17 protein-coding genes are annotated in these 16,336 nt (G+C 69.7%); 8 read left to right on the plus strand and 9 right to left on the minus strand.

Translation table 11 applies throughout. The annotated features are described in order from the left end of the window. Positions 1 to 504 precede the first annotated feature (504 nt). On the minus strand, positions 505 to 1,356 hold the full coding sequence (ribD, locus tag AB0H21_RS37170) for a bifunctional diaminohydroxyphosphoribosylaminopyrimidine deaminase/5-amino-6-(5-phosphoribosylamino)uracil reductase RibD (protein ID WP_358526214.1): 852 nt from the start codon (positions 1,354 to 1,356) through the stop codon (positions 505 to 507). A gap of 26 nt (positions 1,357 to 1,382) precedes the next feature. Next, the gene (locus AB0H21_RS37175; protein WP_358526216.1) at positions 1,383 to 2,411 is read right to left on the minus strand and encodes a hypothetical protein; all 1,029 of its coding nucleotides are present in this window, start codon (positions 2,409 to 2,411) and stop codon (positions 1,383 to 1,385) included. A 586-nt stretch (positions 2,412 to 2,997) separates the two neighbouring features. Between AB0H21_RS37175 and AB0H21_RS37180 the strand changes: the two genes are divergently transcribed. The 4 genes from AB0H21_RS37180 (at position 2,998) to AB0H21_RS37195 (ending at position 4,658) form a co-directional block, all read left to right on the plus strand. Then, positions 2,998 to 3,306, plus strand: coding sequence for a hypothetical protein (locus AB0H21_RS37180; RefSeq protein ID WP_358526218.1), 309 nt, complete (start codon positions 2,998 to 3,000; stop codon positions 3,304 to 3,306). Between the two features lie 134 nt (positions 3,307 to 3,440). Further along, positions 3,441 to 3,596, plus strand: a complete 156-nt coding sequence (locus AB0H21_RS37185) for a hypothetical protein (RefSeq protein WP_358526220.1) — start codon at positions 3,441 to 3,443, stop codon at positions 3,594 to 3,596. A gap of 218 nt (positions 3,597 to 3,814) precedes the next feature. Beyond that, positions 3,815 to 4,261, plus strand: a complete 447-nt coding sequence (locus AB0H21_RS37190) for an ATP-binding protein (RefSeq protein ID WP_358526222.1) — start codon at positions 3,815 to 3,817, stop codon at positions 4,259 to 4,261. Between the two features lie 271 nt (positions 4,262 to 4,532). Beyond that, positions 4,533 to 4,658 (plus strand): hypothetical protein, encoded by a 126-nt coding sequence (locus tag AB0H21_RS37195; protein ID WP_358526224.1) that lies wholly within the window; start codon positions 4,533 to 4,535, stop codon positions 4,656 to 4,658. Positions 4,659 to 4,727: 69 nt separating this feature from the next. Here AB0H21_RS37195 and AB0H21_RS37200 read toward each other — a convergent pair whose 3' ends face one another. After that, positions 4,728 to 5,111, minus strand: a complete 384-nt coding sequence (locus tag AB0H21_RS37200; RefSeq protein ID WP_358526226.1) for a hypothetical protein — start codon at positions 5,109 to 5,111, stop codon at positions 4,728 to 4,730. 167 nt (positions 5,112 to 5,278) lie between these two features. Here AB0H21_RS37200 and AB0H21_RS37205 point away from each other — a divergent pair, with 167 nt between their 5' ends. Continuing rightward, positions 5,279 to 6,709, plus strand: a complete 1,431-nt coding sequence (locus tag AB0H21_RS37205) for an endonuclease/exonuclease/phosphatase family protein (protein ID WP_358526227.1) — start codon at positions 5,279 to 5,281, stop codon at positions 6,707 to 6,709. A gap of 196 nt (positions 6,710 to 6,905) precedes the next feature. Here AB0H21_RS37205 and AB0H21_RS37210 read toward each other — a convergent pair whose 3' ends face one another. From AB0H21_RS37210 to AB0H21_RS37220, 3 genes are all read right to left on the minus strand, one after another. Beyond that, entirely contained in the window at positions 6,906 to 7,328 is a 423-nt protein-coding gene (locus tag AB0H21_RS37210) for a PH domain-containing protein (RefSeq protein WP_358526229.1), read from the minus strand. A gap of 170 nt (positions 7,329 to 7,498) precedes the next feature. Further along, complete coding sequence (locus tag AB0H21_RS37215) at positions 7,499 to 8,320, minus strand: cytochrome c oxidase assembly protein (protein WP_358526231.1); 822 nt, start codon at positions 8,318 to 8,320, stop codon at positions 7,499 to 7,501. After that, entirely contained in the window at positions 8,272 to 8,835 is a 564-nt protein-coding gene (locus AB0H21_RS37220) for a DUF2243 domain-containing protein (protein WP_358526233.1), read from the minus strand. The genes AB0H21_RS37215 and AB0H21_RS37220 overlap by 49 nt, the downstream gene beginning before the upstream one ends. A gap of 343 nt (positions 8,836 to 9,178) precedes the next feature. Between AB0H21_RS37220 and AB0H21_RS37225 the strand changes: the two genes are divergently transcribed. Together AB0H21_RS37225 and AB0H21_RS37230 are read left to right on the plus strand one after the other, a co-directional pair. After that, positions 9,179 to 10,402, plus strand: coding sequence for a chromosome condensation regulator RCC1 (locus AB0H21_RS37225; RefSeq protein ID WP_358526235.1), 1,224 nt, complete (start codon positions 9,179 to 9,181; stop codon positions 10,400 to 10,402). Between the two features lie 169 nt (positions 10,403 to 10,571). Beyond that, the gene (locus tag AB0H21_RS37230; RefSeq protein ID WP_358526237.1) at positions 10,572 to 11,582 is read left to right on the plus strand and encodes a LacI family DNA-binding transcriptional regulator; all 1,011 of its coding nucleotides are present in this window, start codon (positions 10,572 to 10,574) and stop codon (positions 11,580 to 11,582) included. A gap of 36 nt (positions 11,583 to 11,618) precedes the next feature. Here the strand turns inward: AB0H21_RS37230 and AB0H21_RS37235 are convergent, their stop codons facing one another. The 3 genes from AB0H21_RS37235 to AB0H21_RS37245 form a co-directional block, all read right to left on the minus strand. After that, a complete protein-coding gene (locus AB0H21_RS37235) occupies positions 11,619 to 12,992 on the minus strand; it encodes an NADP-dependent succinic semialdehyde dehydrogenase (RefSeq protein ID WP_358526239.1) in 1,374 nt (457 codons plus the stop codon). A 111-nt stretch (positions 12,993 to 13,103) separates the two neighbouring features. Continuing rightward, a complete protein-coding gene (locus AB0H21_RS37240; protein WP_358526241.1) occupies positions 13,104 to 13,523 on the minus strand; it encodes a hypothetical protein in 420 nt (139 codons plus the stop codon). A gap of 50 nt (positions 13,524 to 13,573) precedes the next feature. Continuing rightward, on the minus strand, positions 13,574 to 15,655 hold the full coding sequence (locus AB0H21_RS37245) for an ATPase (protein ID WP_358526243.1): 2,082 nt from the start codon (positions 15,653 to 15,655) through the stop codon (positions 13,574 to 13,576). A 248-nt stretch (positions 15,656 to 15,903) separates the two neighbouring features. Here AB0H21_RS37245 and AB0H21_RS37250 point away from each other — a divergent pair, with 248 nt between their 5' ends. Further along, positions 15,904 to 16,326 carry a hypothetical protein gene (locus AB0H21_RS37250; RefSeq protein ID WP_358526245.1) on the plus strand — a complete coding sequence of 141 codons (423 nt, stop codon included), beginning with the start codon at positions 15,904 to 15,906 and terminating at the stop codon, positions 16,324 to 16,326. Positions 16,327 to 16,336 lie beyond the last annotated feature (10 nt).

Consider the following 16,336-nt stretch of genomic DNA (forward strand, 5'->3'; position numbering starts at 1 on the left):
ACTAACTGTCCTTGATCAACAGCCAGTGTTACGGGGCTGCGGGCTCTCGCCTATCAGGCCACGCCCACGAACTTCCCCCTCAAGATCGAAGAGCCGGTTTGAGGATGTTGCAGCACAAGTGAATGCAGAAAATTGGTTCGCGGCTGCCGCCAATCTCGCGTTCATATTCAGTGTGTATCCGCGGCATGTTGCTACGGTGCATCTTGAATTGTGGGATGAAGCTCCGGATGATGACGGGGTAGAGTGGCATAAGAACATCATCGCTAGGATGCTACTTAGTTCGGGTAGAATACAGCTTGCAGAAACCTCGGGTCGGCCATCCCATCTGATTCTGGATCTACAGGCGGGTCTCCAAGAATGGCATGTGCGAGCGAGTTTCAGATCGGTCGCTACACATTCCGGGAGCTTGTCCAGCCCATCTGAACTCGAAGAGTACAAAGTGCAGTTCTGGCGCCTGTAGCAGCGCCCCCGCTAGAAGCTTCTCCGATGAGTCCTGCGAGAATCTTATGCCTGGCGACGTAGCGCTCGTACGCGTACGTGATCCTGGACCCGATGGATTTCGATTACCTTGAAGTCGATCGGGATGAGGGTCCAGTCCTCGGCAGCGCCAGACGAAGGGCCGTTGTCAGGGAGGTAGGCGAAGATTTCGTCGATCAGCCCCGCGGCAGCAAGCCTCTCCATCAGCGGGTTGCTTCGGCCTGCGAGCAGCAGAGAGCGGACACCACCGGCATAAAGGGATTTGAGCAAGTCCGCCGAGCCAAGGTCCACGGCGTGGGGTGGCAAAGCGAATGTGTCCGTACCGTGGCCACCTCTGATGCCCTCCTCGAAACGGCCGTCAGGAAAAAGCACCGCGTCGTAGCCACGCCGGACCCGGTCGAGATGCGGTATCTCATCGGAATTCGATCCGGATACCAGGTACGTCCACGTGACGGCGGGCGTGCCTGTTCTCAGAGCGGTGAGCCATGGCCCCAGAACGACACCGGCCTCCTCCGCCAACACGCCCGTCTCGACCTCCACTCCGGCCTTGCGCAGCTCGGCCACGCCACCGCTGCCGCGAGACGTGGGGTCGATCAAAGCGACCACCACACGCGAGACGCCGGCATTGATCAGCAGTTCGCGGCAGGCTGGAGCACGCCCCACGTGGTTGCAGGGTTCAAGAGTGACGACAGCGGTCGCACCACGGGCGGAGGCACCAGCAGCACGCAGGGCGTTGCCCTCGGCGTGCGCGTCGCCCTTCTTCTGGTGGTATCCCTCACCCACGAGCCGACCTTGACGATTGAGGATGACGCACCCCACGGGAGGATTCGGGCTGGCCGTCCCCAGCCCATGAGCGGAAAGCGCGATCGCCCGGCGCATGGCCTGAATTTCAGTGGAGGTAGCCATCAGACCGTGGAGGGCTCGGTCAGTGCCGTGTGGAGGTCGGCGACCGCAGGCAGCGAGCGGTAGAAACCGAGCGTCCTGTCAACCGACCCGACCACTTTCAGGATCCTTGTCGAGCCGGTGCCTTGGGCTATCCCCAGGGCCTCATTCGCGGTAACGGCCGCCTGCTCGGGCTCTCGTGCCACCGCGTACGCCTCCGCCAACCGGGCGATGGCCATTCCGCGGTCTCGGAGATACACCTGTGGGAGAGCCGGAAGAGCCGTCTGGTAGACGGCGATGGCCCGGGCCGGCTGCTTCAGCCGGAACCAGCAGTGCGCTCTCTGGATCTCGATATAGGCATGCGTGCAGAAGGAGCCGTGCCCGCTTCGCGCATCGCCGTCATCGCTGACCGAAGCCGCCCAAGTCTGCGCCTCATCCAGCAAGGTCTGGCATCGCACTTCCTCCGCGTCCAACGCATATCCCTGTGCCTGTTGCTGGACGATGGCTGCGCGCATCGGCGCGGGAAGCTCCATGCTCAGCCGCCCGGCGGCACCCGCGAGCCCAATGGCGTTCCCGGCGTGGCCCTCGGCCACGGCGAGTTGGCTACGGCGGAACATCGTCCAAGCCAGCATCAAATGATCGTCGATCTCGCTCGCCCACACCGTGGCTCGGTCGGTCCACCGCTGTGCCTGATCGATCTCACCGGCATCCTCATAGAGCCAGGCCGCAGATTCGGCGTACTGGGCGGCCAGCCTCAGCACGTCAGCACGATCCTTACCACGTGTCGGGCCGAGAAGAGTCTCCAGGAGAGATATCTGTGTGCGTACGGACGCGAGGGTGTACCGGGGACCGAGAAGGTTGTCGAGCTTGACGAGCGAATGCCACTGCTCACGTAGATGTTCCATGAGCTCGCCGAATTGAGCGCTGCTTAGGGCTGGCAGGCCGGCGACCACTTCGTCAGCGCACCGCTCGGAACCTGATGCACCTCCCCCATCGAAGTCGTCACTGAACAATTCGGCCGCATCCACCCCCAGCGCACGGGCGTACAACATCGGGTACGGGTGGCGCGGGGAATACTTCCCCGCCTCCCAGTTTCGTATCGACCGAAGGAGGGATGCCCGCTCGGGCATGCTGACGTTGACCTCGCCGGCTGCTTCCGCGATCGCCTTGGCAAGATCTTTTTGCGACCAGCCCAGTCTGAGCCGCTGATTCTGAGCCGTGCGGCCAGGGGAGAGCGCTCGGGCATGAACACACCTTGAGGTCCGGGATCACCTTCCTCTAGTTTCCCCCATCGCCCTCTGGTGTGGAGTGGTTACGCAGAGTTGAGATGGGAGGCGTCCAGAAGGCGGAACCCGTAGGCGCCGTCAACGCCGTACGGGTTCCTTGATCAGGAAGGTCCTCCTGACCCGTGCAAAAGGCTAGACCTATTCAAATCCGATGGCAGGCCGTCCGGCGGCGCCTCGGCCTGTGCGCGTCGTCCCCGACGGCTCCTGCTCACCCAGCGATGGTCCTCATGCTCACCGATCCCCGCATGACCAGGAGCACACATCCCCTCTCAGCCGTCGCGCCGGGCTACCCGCCGCGCTGCGTTGGCGAGCATCTGGTATCGGACCGGACGTACATGTATGGGGTCCCGGCGTGAGCCGGGTGGCAGGGCGGCATGTGCCGGGTACTCCGGTCGGTGAGGTGCTTCCCGGGCGGTGGGACGAGGACAAGAGGGCGGCGGCTGCTCAGCTCGATCAGTTGGAACCGGGGTGGCATGTGATGTATGGGGTGTGGAGCCGCCGGTTCTACGCCATCGCCGCGTGGTACTCCGAGCCACTGATCGTCGATGCGCGCGACGCCGTCGATTTGCGTGCGCAGATGCGGGAGGCCGAGGTGGGTGCGATGCCGTCGCAGTCTGGCGCGGGACCATCGACGGGCTCACGGCAGTCCTGGGCGGCATGAGCCACACCTGGGCGCGTTAGACGCGCGGTGGGCCTGAGCCATCAAGACCAGGCCCGCCGCGTTACCGATACCAGCCGACGCCATGTGTCGCTCATTCGCGTGGTCGGCACAGAAAACTTAGAAGGAAGGCGCCCATGCCCTCAGCTCAGGGGCTCACCAGCGGTGATGTCACGGCGCTGGTGGTCGCCGGCTTGTTCACCGTCGTGTGTCTGGTGCTGGCCTGGCTGGAATACCGGGACGAGCCGGACGGCCCTCAAGGCGACCGCCATCATGACGACCAAAGGGTCTGACGAGGCCATTTTGGCCTTATGAACAGCGGAACACGACTTCAACGTGGGGTCATAAAGAGTGCCGAAGCAGCGGCAGCCCTCGAAAAACACAGCCCGAGCGGAGCGAGGCCCGTTCCCACGAGGCCAGCGGGGCCTCTTTCCGCAGGCGGAGCGAGGACCCTTCGGGGGCAGCGAGTGATCAACGGAAGACCCCTGAACCCCGTCTTGGAGTAGAGCAGATGATCACGATTCCTGGCAGGCTGCACTCGGCCGCCTGGGACATTCCCTACGACCTGGCGGCGGTGTGCGGCGTCCGGCATCGGGTCCAGGAGGCCCTCACCTCCTGGGGTCTCGCAGAACTCGCCGATGACGTCGTGCTGGTGGCCGGGGAGCTTCTCGGCAATGCCGTCGCGCACGGCGGGCCACCGATCCGGCTTTCCCTGTGGCGGACACGCGGTGCGCTGTGCCTACGCGTCACCGATCACGGCACGGGACGTCCTCGGCAACTCGACGTGGGGCTGGATGCCGTCCGTGGGCGCGGACTCGCGATCGTGGAGGCCCTGGCCGGCGAGTTCGGCATCATCTCCCGGGACGGACGGCCCGGCACGGTCGTGTGGGCCAAATGGGCGGTGAAGCATGACCTCGCCTTCGACCGCGCGTCGGTTCCAGAGCAACGGCAGCCCTAAACACAGTCCGAGCGGAGCGAGGACATCGCCAGGAGCGAGGGCCGTTCCAGGGCTGGGCGGGGTGACAGAGTGCGGCAACGGCCCGCGCACACCGTGATCCGGTCGGCGCGGGCCATGGCCCGGACCACCTACCCGCAGGCGCTCGCCGCCGTCGCACACCAACTCGAAACCGGCAGGGGTGTCGGCGCGGCGCGGTGTAGAAGACGCGCTGGATTTACCGGCCGAACTTCAGACGCAGGACACTCGACGGCGAGGTCCCCTCGCGGACGCGGTGAACGTCGCGCTCGCGGCCGACTATCGCACCGACGCTGTCTTGACGCTGGACCGGCGCGATTTTCGCGCTGTGCGTCCACTCACCCCGGACAAGGCCTTCCGGCTACTGCCGGATGATCTGTAGCCGACGCGTCCAGCCGCGGCGCTGACGGAGCCCCTGCGGTCCCGCCCCCGCCAGTGATCAGATCGCGATCTACTTCAGCGAGGCCGGCAACCACGCCGCCTTCGGTCTTGGAACGACCGTGCCAGGAGGTGTCACGCTTGGGGAAGGGGCGATCGCCGAGTAGTCGGTGTTGTATGCGGCGAGCACACCGTCGTCGTTCACGGAGTCGATTGCCGTCGCGGACGGGTCCATCTGATCCGCCAGGGCAATCACGTCCTCCTTGTACGGCATTGACACCGCGGAGCCCAAGCCCGCGGACGCCAGCGATCGCCTGCGCGAGATCGGTGGGGGCGAGGGCCTTGTGATCCGGTTGAGCCCGAGCTCCTCGTAGAGACGGTTATGGGAGCGCGTGCCGTTGTTGCTCGGTTGCGCGGACAGCGAGATGCACAGCGTCATGTCCTTGTTCAGCATCATTACCACATCAGGCTACCCAATCGGATCTCCTTTTCATTGCCGATTGGTGACGTCGGTGCAGGCCACGGCGAACAGGTCGTGAAGGTTCGAGACCCTCGGCGTGATGGGCGTGAGAGTCGTGGGAACGTCGAGGAGGCAATTTGCCTCGATTATCCTGGAAGGACCCCATGCACGCCCCTCTTTCGCCTGCGCCCCTCGAACCCAGAGGCAGGCGCTGGCGCCGTGCCGCCGGCCGCCCGGCCGCCGCACTGCTCGCCGTCTCCACGATCGTCGGTACCCTGCTCGGCGCTGTTCCCGCGTCCGCGGTCGCCGGTCCCATCGACCTGAACATCGCCTCCTCAACTCCTCCGAAGCCGGCCGTCGGCGGGGTGAGCGAGCTGAACGTGCTGAGCTTCAACCTCTGGAACGGCGCCTCGGGGATCCCGAACGGCCCCGGTGAGGTCGCCAAGATCATCCAGCAGACCGATACCGACGTCGCCTTCCTCCCGGAGAAGAACAACGCACCGGCGCAGATCGCCGCGATCCTCGGCTACCAGCAGCTGACCGCGACGGACACGGGCATCATCTCCCGCTACCCGATCCTCGCGAGCACCACGGTCGGCGGGCGCTGGACCAAGGCGATCCTCGATGTGAACGGCACCGAGGTCGCCGTCTACGGAGGACACCTCGAGTACCGCTGGTACTCCGAGTATCTCCCGCGCGCCTACGGCCCCGGCGCCGTCGGCAACTGGCCTCAGGCCTGGAAGGGCTGGGGTGAGCTCCCCGCCCCGGTCACCGATGTGAAGACGATCCTCGACATGAACGCCCAGTCCGGTCGTATCCAGAGCGCCGAGCAGGTGCTCGCCGATGCGGCGATCGAGCAGGAGAAGGGCCGTCCGGTCCTCGTCGGCGGCGACTTCAACGAACCCTCGGTCCAGGACTGGACCGAGGCGACCAAGGACCTCTTCGACCACCGCGGCACCGTCGTGCCCTGGCAGACCACCAAGACCCTGCTCGACGGCGGGCTGCTGGACTCCTTCCGCGTCGAGCACCCGGACCCGGTGCGCAACCCCGGCATCACGTGGCCGGCCTACAACCCGATCGCGCAGACCACCTGGGCCCCGAAGGCCGACGAGCGCGACCGGATCGACTACATCTTCTACGCGCCCGGCGACAACATCGCGCTGACCTCCTCACAGCTGGTCGGCCCGCAGAAGACGGTCGTGCGCAACGTGGGTGTCGCCGACGACAGCGACGACGTGATCTTCACGCCGGACGCCGTCTGGCCGAGCGATCACAAGGCCGTCCTCAGCACCTTCCGCATCTGCGCCGACGGCTGCACGGCGCCGAACATGAGCCCCGAGAAGATCGCGGTCTCCGGTAAGCACGTCGCGGGCGGCCAGGTCGAGATCCACGGATCCGGCTTCATGCCCAATGACAAGGTGTCCTTCCAGCTGGACACCACGCCGGTCCCGCTCGGCACCGCCACCGCCGACGCGAAGGGCAAGGTCAGCCTCGTCGTGACGATCCCCGCCTCGACGCTTCCCGGCACCCACACGGTGGTCGCGACGGTGCACGGCAAGGCCGTCGCCAGCAAGGCCTTCCGCGTCGTGCGGTGATCTCCGCGTAACCTCCTCGCGCCGTCGCGCAGCGGCCGCCGGTCTCGGCTGCGCGGCGGCGCGATCGTCATTCCCCGAGAAGCGCCGGCGAGCGGCCGCGATTGCCATTGCCGGCGATACAGATCGGGTGGGCGACGGGATAGCGAGGACATCGCCAGGAGCGAGGGCCGTTTCCAGGCTCCGCGGGGTGACGGAGTCAGGCGGGGCGGAGGCGGTATAGCTGGTCGGCGGCTTCCATGCAGGACATGCCCAGTTCGAACGAGCTGAACAGGTGCAGGCTTTCGGGCGTCTCGATTTCCAGCAGGCTCCATCGCATGCCGTACCGCGTGTTCTCGGCGACCCGGATGTTGGTGATCTCGGGCCACAGGATGCGGCGGCGCCGGGCGAGGCCGGTCACCACCGTGAGCCCCTGGTCGTCGGCCGCCAGCCGCACCGGGGCCACCACGTCGTACAGGGCGAACCCGCCGAGCAGCAGGGCCCCGCCCACGCAGAGGATCATGCCGCGGATGTCGCCGGAGACGAACCCGAGCACGCAGAACGCGGCGGCGGCGGTCCACTTCAGTGCGGTGAAATCACGCCGGACCCGCCACTGCCGGGCCTGCCGGGATATGCCGGTCATAACCCGTACGCTACCGTCCGCCCTGCTCGCTCGCGTGTGGTGTGTCCAGACCGGACAACGCTCTTCCTCGGCGATCTCGCGTATGTCGCGCGGCTCCACGTACGGCACCTCGCCCGGCAGGACGGCGTAGCAGGTCGGCGCGGCGCCTCCCATGCCCACCGCGCCCGGGGTCAGGATGCCTGGAGGGCCGGGGCGCGGCGGCGGGACGGGCGCCAGGTGGTGACCATGGCCAGGGCCAGCAGCACTTCGGCGGCGTCCCCGCCGTAGTACATGAGCTCCGCCGCGCCGCGCAACTCGCGCCCGGGGGCGGTGAGGCCGGTGAGCAGCCCGGCGTACATGAGCTGCGCCACCGTCGCGTGCGCGGCCACGGCCACGCCGAGGACGACCAGGCGGTGCGGCACCGAGGGACGGCGCGGCGCAGGGTCGGGGCCCGCCATGGCCCAGGCGAACAGGCACCCGGCGAGCAGGAAGTGGGCGTGCAGCAGGTGGCAGAGGGCCGGGTCCCCGGTCACCAGTCCGTACAGCGGCGTGCAGTACAGGGCGGCCATGCCGCCGACGCTGAGGACGAGCGCCACCCAGGGTCCGGTGAGGACGTGCGCGGCCCGGCTCGCGAGTGCCCGGCCCAGGGCCCGCCTGCCCGGGGGCGGGAGCGTCCGCAGGAGCAGCGTCACCGGCGCCCCGAGCACCAGGCCGACGGGGGCCAGCATGCCGATCAGCAGGTGCTGGAGCATGTGCCCGCGCAGGTCGTGCCCGAGTGCGGCCACCGGGGGCGACAGCCCCGCCGCGAGCAGCGCCGCGCCGGTCGCGAAGGCCGCCGTGCGCCACCCGCTCCAGCCGCGCGCCTCGCGCCGCCGGGCCGAGGCCGCCAGGAGGTAGACGGCGAGGAGCGCCGCCACCGCGCACGCGGACGCCCACGTCCCGCCGTCGTGCGTCCCGTGCACGGTCAGGCCCCGAACGCGGTGGACGACGCCGACACGCGCGCGTTGTCGCACAGGCCGACCGGCGCGGCGCCGCGCTGGAGCAGCCACCCTCCCGCCACCAGCAGGGCACCGAAGATCAGGAACCCGGCGTCCCACCAGCCCTGGTACGGCCCCGTGCGAACGTGGTGGATGCCCAGGATCTGATGGTCGACGATGCCTTCGACCAGGTTGAACAGCCCCCAGCCGACCAGCCCCCACCCCCACAGCACCCGCGACCGCCAGACCCGGCCGCGCGAGTGGGTGACGCGCGAGTACAGCAGGCCGAGGCCGGCCAGCACGGCGAGCCAGGTGACGACGTGGAACAGCCCGTCCCACAGGGTGTTCATCCGCAGGCCGGGGAGGGTGTCGGGCGAGTAGTACCGCACCCCGATGTTGTCTGCGTCCGTGCTGCTCAGCATGTGGTGCCACTGGAGCACCTGGTGCAGCAGGATGCCGTCGACGAAGCCGCCGAGCCCCACGCCGAGGACGATCCCGGGAAGGGCGACCCCCTTCCGTGCGGCGCCGTTCGCGGACGGCCTGTGCGCCATCGTGACCCCCTGTCCCCGAGGCGGGGCGACCGGAGCCGTCCGTCCCCCCGCAGGTGATCTCTGCCCTGATCTGACGACGCGCATGCGGACCGTGATCATCTGCGCATCGGTCACGTAAACCACAGATCACCCAAAGGCGTCATAGGTCATGCGGCTGACCGGTTCGCACAATCGTCTCCATCCGAAACGGCCCGGCCGCCTGCCTTGTCCGTCGGCCCCGGGCATCGGCAGGGGATCCGATCCCGTACCCCAACGCGCCGGGCGTGAGAGGCCCGGCCGGCGAACGACGAGCACTGACCGCAGCGAACGACATCGGCTGCGCTGATCTCTAAGGACACATCGCATGACTGAACTGACGCCCGACTCCCCTCACGCCGCCCCGGCGCGCGAAGGACGGCCGAGAAGGCGGGTGCCCGGCGCTCGAGTGTGCGCCGCGGCCGTCGCCACGGTGCTGGCCACCGTGACCGCCGCCGCGGCGACGCTGGGTCCCGTCGGGCCGGCCGCGGCCGCCGTCGGCACCTCGTACGCGTGGGGGCAGGGTGGATACGGGCAGTTGGGCAACGGCTCGACGACGGTCTACAACTCCTCCCCGGTCGCTGTGACCCCGCTGAGCCACGTGACCCAGGTCGCGGGCGGCGCCTACCACAGTCTGGCGCTGCGCTCGGACGGCACCGTGTGGGCGTGGGGGGACAACGGCAAGGGAGAGCTGGGCAACGGGACGACGACGGCGAGCCCGTCACCCGTGCAGGTGAACGCCCTGAGCGGCATCGTGAAGATCGCCGCGGGCTACCATGACAGCCTGGCGTTGCGCGCGGACGGCACGGTGTGGGCCTGGGGCGAGAACACCTACGGTGAGCTGGGCGACGGCACCACCACCAACCGCACCACCCCTGTGAAGGTGCCCGGGTTGACCGGAGTGACCCAGATCGCCACGGGCGGCTACCACAGCCTCGCGGTACGCTCGGACGGCAGCGTGGTGGCGTGGGGTCGCAACGGCTACGGTGAGCTGGGCGACGGCACCACCAGCGACCGAACGACCCCCGTGCAGGTGACCGGGTTGACCGGAGTCACCCAGATCGCGAGCGGCTACTACCACAGCATCGCGCTGCGCTCGGACGGCACCATCGCGGCCTGGGGCTACAACGGTGACGGTGAGCTCGGCGACGGCACCACCGCCAACCGCACCACCCCCGTGGAGGTCACGGGGGTGACCGGTGCGACCCAGATCGCCGCCGGCGCTCGCCACGGCCTCGCGGTGCGCTCGAACAGCACCATGGTGGCCTGGGGCTACAACGCCAATGGGCAGCTCGGCGACGGCACCACCGCCAACCGCACCACCCCCGTGCAGGTGACCGGGTTGAACGGGGTGACCCGGATCGCCGGCGGCGGCTACCACAGCCTCGCGCTGCGCTCGGACGGCAGCATGGTCGCCTGGGGCTACAACTACTACGGGCAACTCGGCGACGGCACCTTCACCAACCGCACCACCCCGTGGGCCTTGCCTGGGCTGAACTGGGTGGCTCAGATCTCGGCCGGGGACTACCACTCGGTGGTGACAACGCAATAGGCGGCACCGACCTCCCGTCAAGGACGGGGCCTGCGGCCCGGCCAGGGTCAGTGCTGCCCGGGCCAGGGCCGATAAGGCACGCCGGAATACAGATGATTCGGCGCGGTACGATCACCGTGGTGGCTTCGCCGAGCGCGGCGGCCGGTGAAGCCGGTGAAGGAGGTCACCCGTGCCTTCCCGCGGCCGTCGGCCCAGCATCGGAAGGGTCGCCGAGCTGGCCGGGGTCAGCGCGTCGACCGTCTCCCACACGCTCAACGGGCACCGGCCGGTGTCGGCCGCGACCCGCAAACGCGTCCTCGACGCCATCGAGCAGCTCGGGTACCGTCCGAACGTCCTGGCCCGGGGCCTGCGCACGGCCAGGAGCCAGACCATCGGCCTGATCATCCCGGACATCACCAACCCGTTCTATCCGATGCTCGCGCGCGGCGTGCAGGACGTCCTCGGCCCGGCCGGGTACCACGAGATCATCACCAACACCGACGGCGAGCGCGAGCTGGAGCGTTTCGCGCTGGAGCAGATGATCGCCCGGCAGGTCGACGGCATCGCCTTCGCCGTCTTCCACACCCACGCCGGCGACCTGCGGCCCGCCATCGACATGGGCATCCCGGTGGTGCGTCTCGGCGGCAGGCTCGTCCAGCCGGGGGTGGATCTCGTGCACAGCGACGACGAGGGCGGCGCGGCCGAGGCGACCGGATACCTGCTCGACCAGGGCTACGACCGCATCGGTTTCGTCTGCGGCCCCCAGGCCGATGGCCCGGCGGCCGAACGGGTCACCGGCCACCTCGCGACGCTGGCCCGCCGCGGGTTCAGGCCCGAGCCGGGCCTCATCGTGCACACGCACTTCAGCCGCGCGGGCGGCACGGCGGGCACGCTGCGCCTGCTCGACCTGCCGCGGCCGCCGCGCGCGGTGCTGTGCGCGAACGACGTCATGGCGATCGGCGCGCTGGACGCGGCCCGGCGGCGCGGGCTCGACGTGCCCGGCGACCTCGCCATCATGGGGTTCGACGACATCGAGGCGGCGACGCTCGTCTCGCCTCAGCTCACGACGATGGCGAACCCGGCGAGGAGGATCGGCCAGGCCTGCGGGCGCATCCTGCTCGACCGGCTGTCGGGCGCGATCACGGGCCCGTCGTCGGAGACGATCGTCCCCGCGCGCCTGGTACGCCGCCAGTCCGCCTGACCGGCCCCGAACGGAGAGAGCGCCACAAGCGCCGGCCTATCCGATCCAGACGCTCTTCACGTCGCAGAACTCCCGGATTCCCTGGACGGACAGTTCGCGGCCGTAGCCGGAGCGCTTCACGCCGCCGAAGGGCAGCTCGGGGTACGACCTGACCATGCCGTTGACGAAGACCAGTCCCGCGTCCAGCTCGCCGGCGAAGTACTCCTGCTCGGCCGGGTCGGTGGTCCAGACGCCGGCGCCGAGACCGAACCGCGTCGCGTTGGCCAGGGCGATCGCCTCGGCGGCGTCGTTCACGCGGTAGAGCTGGGCGACCGGCCCGAACACCTCCTCCTCGAACATGCGCATGCCGGGACGGATGCCGGTGAGGACGGTCGGCTCGAAGTACCAGCCGGTCCGGGACGGCGTCACGCCCCCGCACAGGACGTGGGCGCCCCGCCCGGCGGCGTCGGCGACCAGGCGCTCGACGTCGTCGCGGCCCCGCTGCGTGGCGAGCGGCCCGACGTCGGTGGCCTCGTCCATCGGGTCGCCGAGGCGCAGCGCCCGCATGCCCTCCACGAACCGCTCGGTGAACTCGTCGTACACCTGGTCGTGGACGATGAACCGCTTCGCGGCGATGCAGGACTGCCCGTTGTTCTGGACGCGCGCGGTCACCCCGGTCCCGGCCGCCGCGGCGACGTCGGCGGACGGCATCACGACATAGGGGTCGGATCCGCCCAGTTCAAGCACGGTCTTCTTGACCTCGCCGCCCGCGACGGACGCCACCGACGCGCCCGCGGCCTCCGAGCCGGTCAGCGTGGCCGCGACCACCCGCGCGTCCCGGAGCACGTCCTCGACGCGGCCGGACTCGATCAGCAGGGTCTGGAAGCAGCCGGCGGGGAAGCCCGCGCGGGCGAACAGCTCGCCCAGGTACAGCGCGGTCTGCGGCACGTTGGAGGCGTGCTTCAGCAGCCCCACGTTGCCCGCCATCAGGGCGGGCGCGGCGAATCGGATCACCTGCCAGCACGGGAAGTTCCACGGCATGACCGCCAGCACCGGCCCGAGCGGCCGGTACCGGACCTCGGCGCGCCGGGCGTTCACGGCGGCCGCGTCGGCGGGCTCCGGCGCCAGGAACTCCTCGGCGTGCTCGGCGTAGAACCGCATGCCCTGGACGCATTTGGCCGTCTCCGCCCGTGCCTGGGCCAGCGGTTTGCCCATCTCGGTGGTCATGAGCCGCGCGAGTTGCTCGGTCTCCTCGTCCATCAGGCGGGCGGCGCTCAGCATCCATTCCGCGCGCCGCGCGAAGCCGGTCGAGCGGTACCGCTCGAACTCGGCCGCAGCGAGCGCGAGCCGCCGGTCCAGCTCGCGGTCGTCCATCGGCTCGAAGGTCTTCAGCGTCTCCCCCGTCGCGGGGTTGATCGTCGCGATCGCCATTGGTGCCCCCCGGAACCCGGCGAAGTGGTCCTGGTTCCAGTATCTGCCCCCTGACCTGCGCGGATGCAGGGCAGGGCAGGCGCGGCGGCCGGTCGGCGTCCCGGGCCGGGGCTAGAGGCGGATCTCGTACTCCGGCGAGCGGCGGCGCCCCGGCTGGCCGGACTCGGCGCCCCGGCCGACCTTGCGGATATAGCCGGCCGACTCCAGCAGGTCCAGCGCGGGGACCATCGCGGCGACGGTCTTGAAGCGCCGCGCGAGGCGGCGGAACACCTCCCGCCTGCGGAAACGCTCGGCCCCCATCCTGCGCACGCATTCCAGGACGGCGCGGGCGTCCTCGGGCAGGGCCTCGTCCGAGGGCGGCTGGGGGGCCGCCGCGCTGATCGTGCTGATCTGCATGCGGGAGGCGCTCTCGTTCCTGACGCGGGAGATCTCCAGGATGAGATCGTCCAGGTCCACGAGCATGCGCGTGGCGGCGCGGAAGCGCTCGAAGTCATCCTGGATCAGCAGCAGCCGCTGTGCTTCCTCTCGCATGGCTGAATAATGTCATTTTTGGCATTTGTGTCAACACCGTGTGGACTGGCTCATGCCGCGCCCTCAGCGTCCTCGCCGCCCGTGAGCGCGTAGGAGAGCGCGCTTTCCAGCTCCAGCTCCCGCCCTCGGGTGACGGCGTCCCGGAACCTCCGCTCCCCGAGGGCCTTCCTCGCCCGCGCCTCGGCCTGCTCGCCGGCCCCGTTCGGGTGGGGCAGGCCGAGGCGGACGCCGAAGGAGCGCTCGACCAGGTCGCCGATGCCGAGCAGCCGGGCCGCGCGCTCCATGTCGCCGAGACCCGCCGCCGTCCCGGCCAGGCCCTTGACCGCCGCCGCCATGCCGAAGCTGTCGTGCAGCACCCGCTTGGCGCGCAGGGACGCGTGGGCGTAGCGGTCGGCCGTCCGCATGTCCCCCCGGTCGATCTCGATCAGGGTGCGCACCAAGTCGCCGGAGGACCGCAGCCAGATGTCCCCGTAGGCGTCGCACAGCCGCCGCTGCCGGCGCAGGCACGCCAGCGCCTGCTCGTGCCTGCCGAGACGGCGCAGCACGTACGCCTCCCCGAGCAGCGCGTACGCCACGCCCGCCCCCGGGTCGCCGCCCTGCTCGTGCGCGCGGCGCGCCCGCTCGTACATCGGCAGCACCTCGTTGAGGTACCCCCAGTGCAGGCCGGTGTTGGCGCAGCAGATCGTCCCCCATCCGGCCGCCGCGCGGTGGCCCCCGGAGAACGCCTGGAACATGCACTCGGTGGCGAGGTCGTTGGCCTCCTCCAGGTCGCCCTGGAAGTCCGCCAGCCAGGCGCACGCCCACAGCGCCCGCGACCGGTTCGCGCCCGGCGCGTGGCACAGGGCGAGGGCCCGGCCCAGGTAGTGGCGGCCCTCGGCGACGAATCCACAGCCGATCCAGAAGTACGTCAGCCGCCCGGCGAGGTCCAGGCCCACGGGGTGCTCGGCCTGGGCGTCACCGAGGCAGAATTCCAGCGCCGAGCGCAGGTTGGGCAGCTCACGCCGCATGCGGACGTACCAGGCGACCTGGTCGGCGCCGAACCACTCGGCGTCGAACCGCCGGGCCAGGTCCAGGTAGTGGTCGCGGTGGCGGCGCCGCGTCCGCTCCTCCTGGCCGAGCTCGCGCAGCCACTCGGCGCCGTAGTCGCGCAGCGTGTCGAGCATGTGGAAGCGGACGCCCTCGCCGGTGTCGTCGCGGCGCACGATCGACTTGTCCACCAGCGCGTACAGCAGGGACTCGACCTGGTCACGGCGGAGACCGGCGCCCGAGCCGGGGTCTGCGCAGACGGCCCGCGCCGCCTCCAGGTCGAAATCGCCGGCGAAGACCGCGAGGCGGGCCCACAGCAGGCGTTCCAGCGGCTCGCACAGCTCGTGGCTCCAGCCGATGGCCGTGCGCAGCGTCCGGTGGCGGGGCTGGCCCGCGGGGTCGCCGCCCAGCAGCAGGCCGAAGCGGTCGTCGATGCGGCGCATGATCTGCTCGACCGACAGCGTGCGCAGCCGCACCGCCGCCAGTTCGATGGCCAGCGGGATGCCGTCCAGCCGCCTGCAGATCACCGCGACCTCCGGCGTCGCCGCGAACCCGGGCACCAGCGTGCCCGCCCGGTCCACGAACAGCGCCACCGCGCCGCCCCCCGCGGCGGCCTTTCCGGTCACACCGGAAGGCCGCTCGGCCGGCTCCTTCGCGGGCTCCTCGACGGGCAGGGGTTCGACCTGGATGCACCACTCGCCGTCGATGCCCAGCACGCGCCTGCTCGTCGCCACCACCCGCAGCCCCGGGGCGGCCTCCAGGAGCGTGTCCACCAGCGCGGCGCACTCGTCCGCCAGGTGCTCGCAGGTGTCCAGGACGAGCAGCGCGCGGCGCGGCTCCAGGAACTCGGCGAGGACCTCGATCTGCGTCCGCCCCACCCGCTGCGCCACGCGCAGGACGGAGCAGACGGCGTTCCCGAGCAGCTCCGGCTCGCGCAGCGAGGACAGCTCGACGAACCACACCCCGTCAGGGAAGGACGGCTGAAGAACCCGCGCCACGCGCAGGGCGAGCCGCGTCTTGCCGACTCCCCCGACCCCCGTCAGGGTGACCGAACGCGCCCGGTCCAGCGTCCGGACCACCTGGGCGACCTCGGCCTGCCGCCCCACGAAACTCGTCGTCTCGGCGGGAACACCCCCCGCCTTCGCCCCCGCAGGCACCCCACTCGCCGCCCCACGTCGCCTCGGCTCCGGCTGGCCCCGCAATCGTAATTCAGCACCGCGGATTTGCAAAGATCGTGCGATTCCAGTTGCTTATCGGCAAAAAGGGATAGGTGGGCGACTCGCGGTGCGTAATAACGGGCGGCCATAAACCGGCGGCCTATACGGATGCTCCAGGTCCGGGTGACAATCGGCGGATGAAGCGTCATCGCGCGTCGGCCGCCACGCGCATCGCCGCGCTTTCCACGGCGTTCGCCCTGATCTGCCTGACGGTGTATTTCATCGTGATAGGTCTAGATAATGCCGACAAACTGGCGAGTGTCCTCAGCGCGCTGACCGGCCTCACCGCCCTGGCCCTGACCTGGCACACCATGAGACGCCCCACCGAACCACCCCCGCCCACCCCCTCCGGGAAGACCCCCGACAAGGCCCCCGCGGCCCCCGTGCGAACGACCTCGAAGAGGGAAGGCGGCACCGTCCACAACGTCATCAGCGGTTCAGTACACGGACCCGCTTTCCAGGGCCACGATTTCACCGGCCCCATCACCATCGGCCGGGCGCCGGACCCCATTCCGCAGCCGCCGCCTCCCGCGCCCGAGGGGCCGGCTCCGGCGAGATGACCTCAGAGGT

This window comes from Sphaerisporangium sp. NPDC051011 (genome assembly GCF_040653595.1).
GTDB lineage: Bacteria > Actinomycetota > Actinomycetes > Streptosporangiales > Streptosporangiaceae > Sphaerisporangium.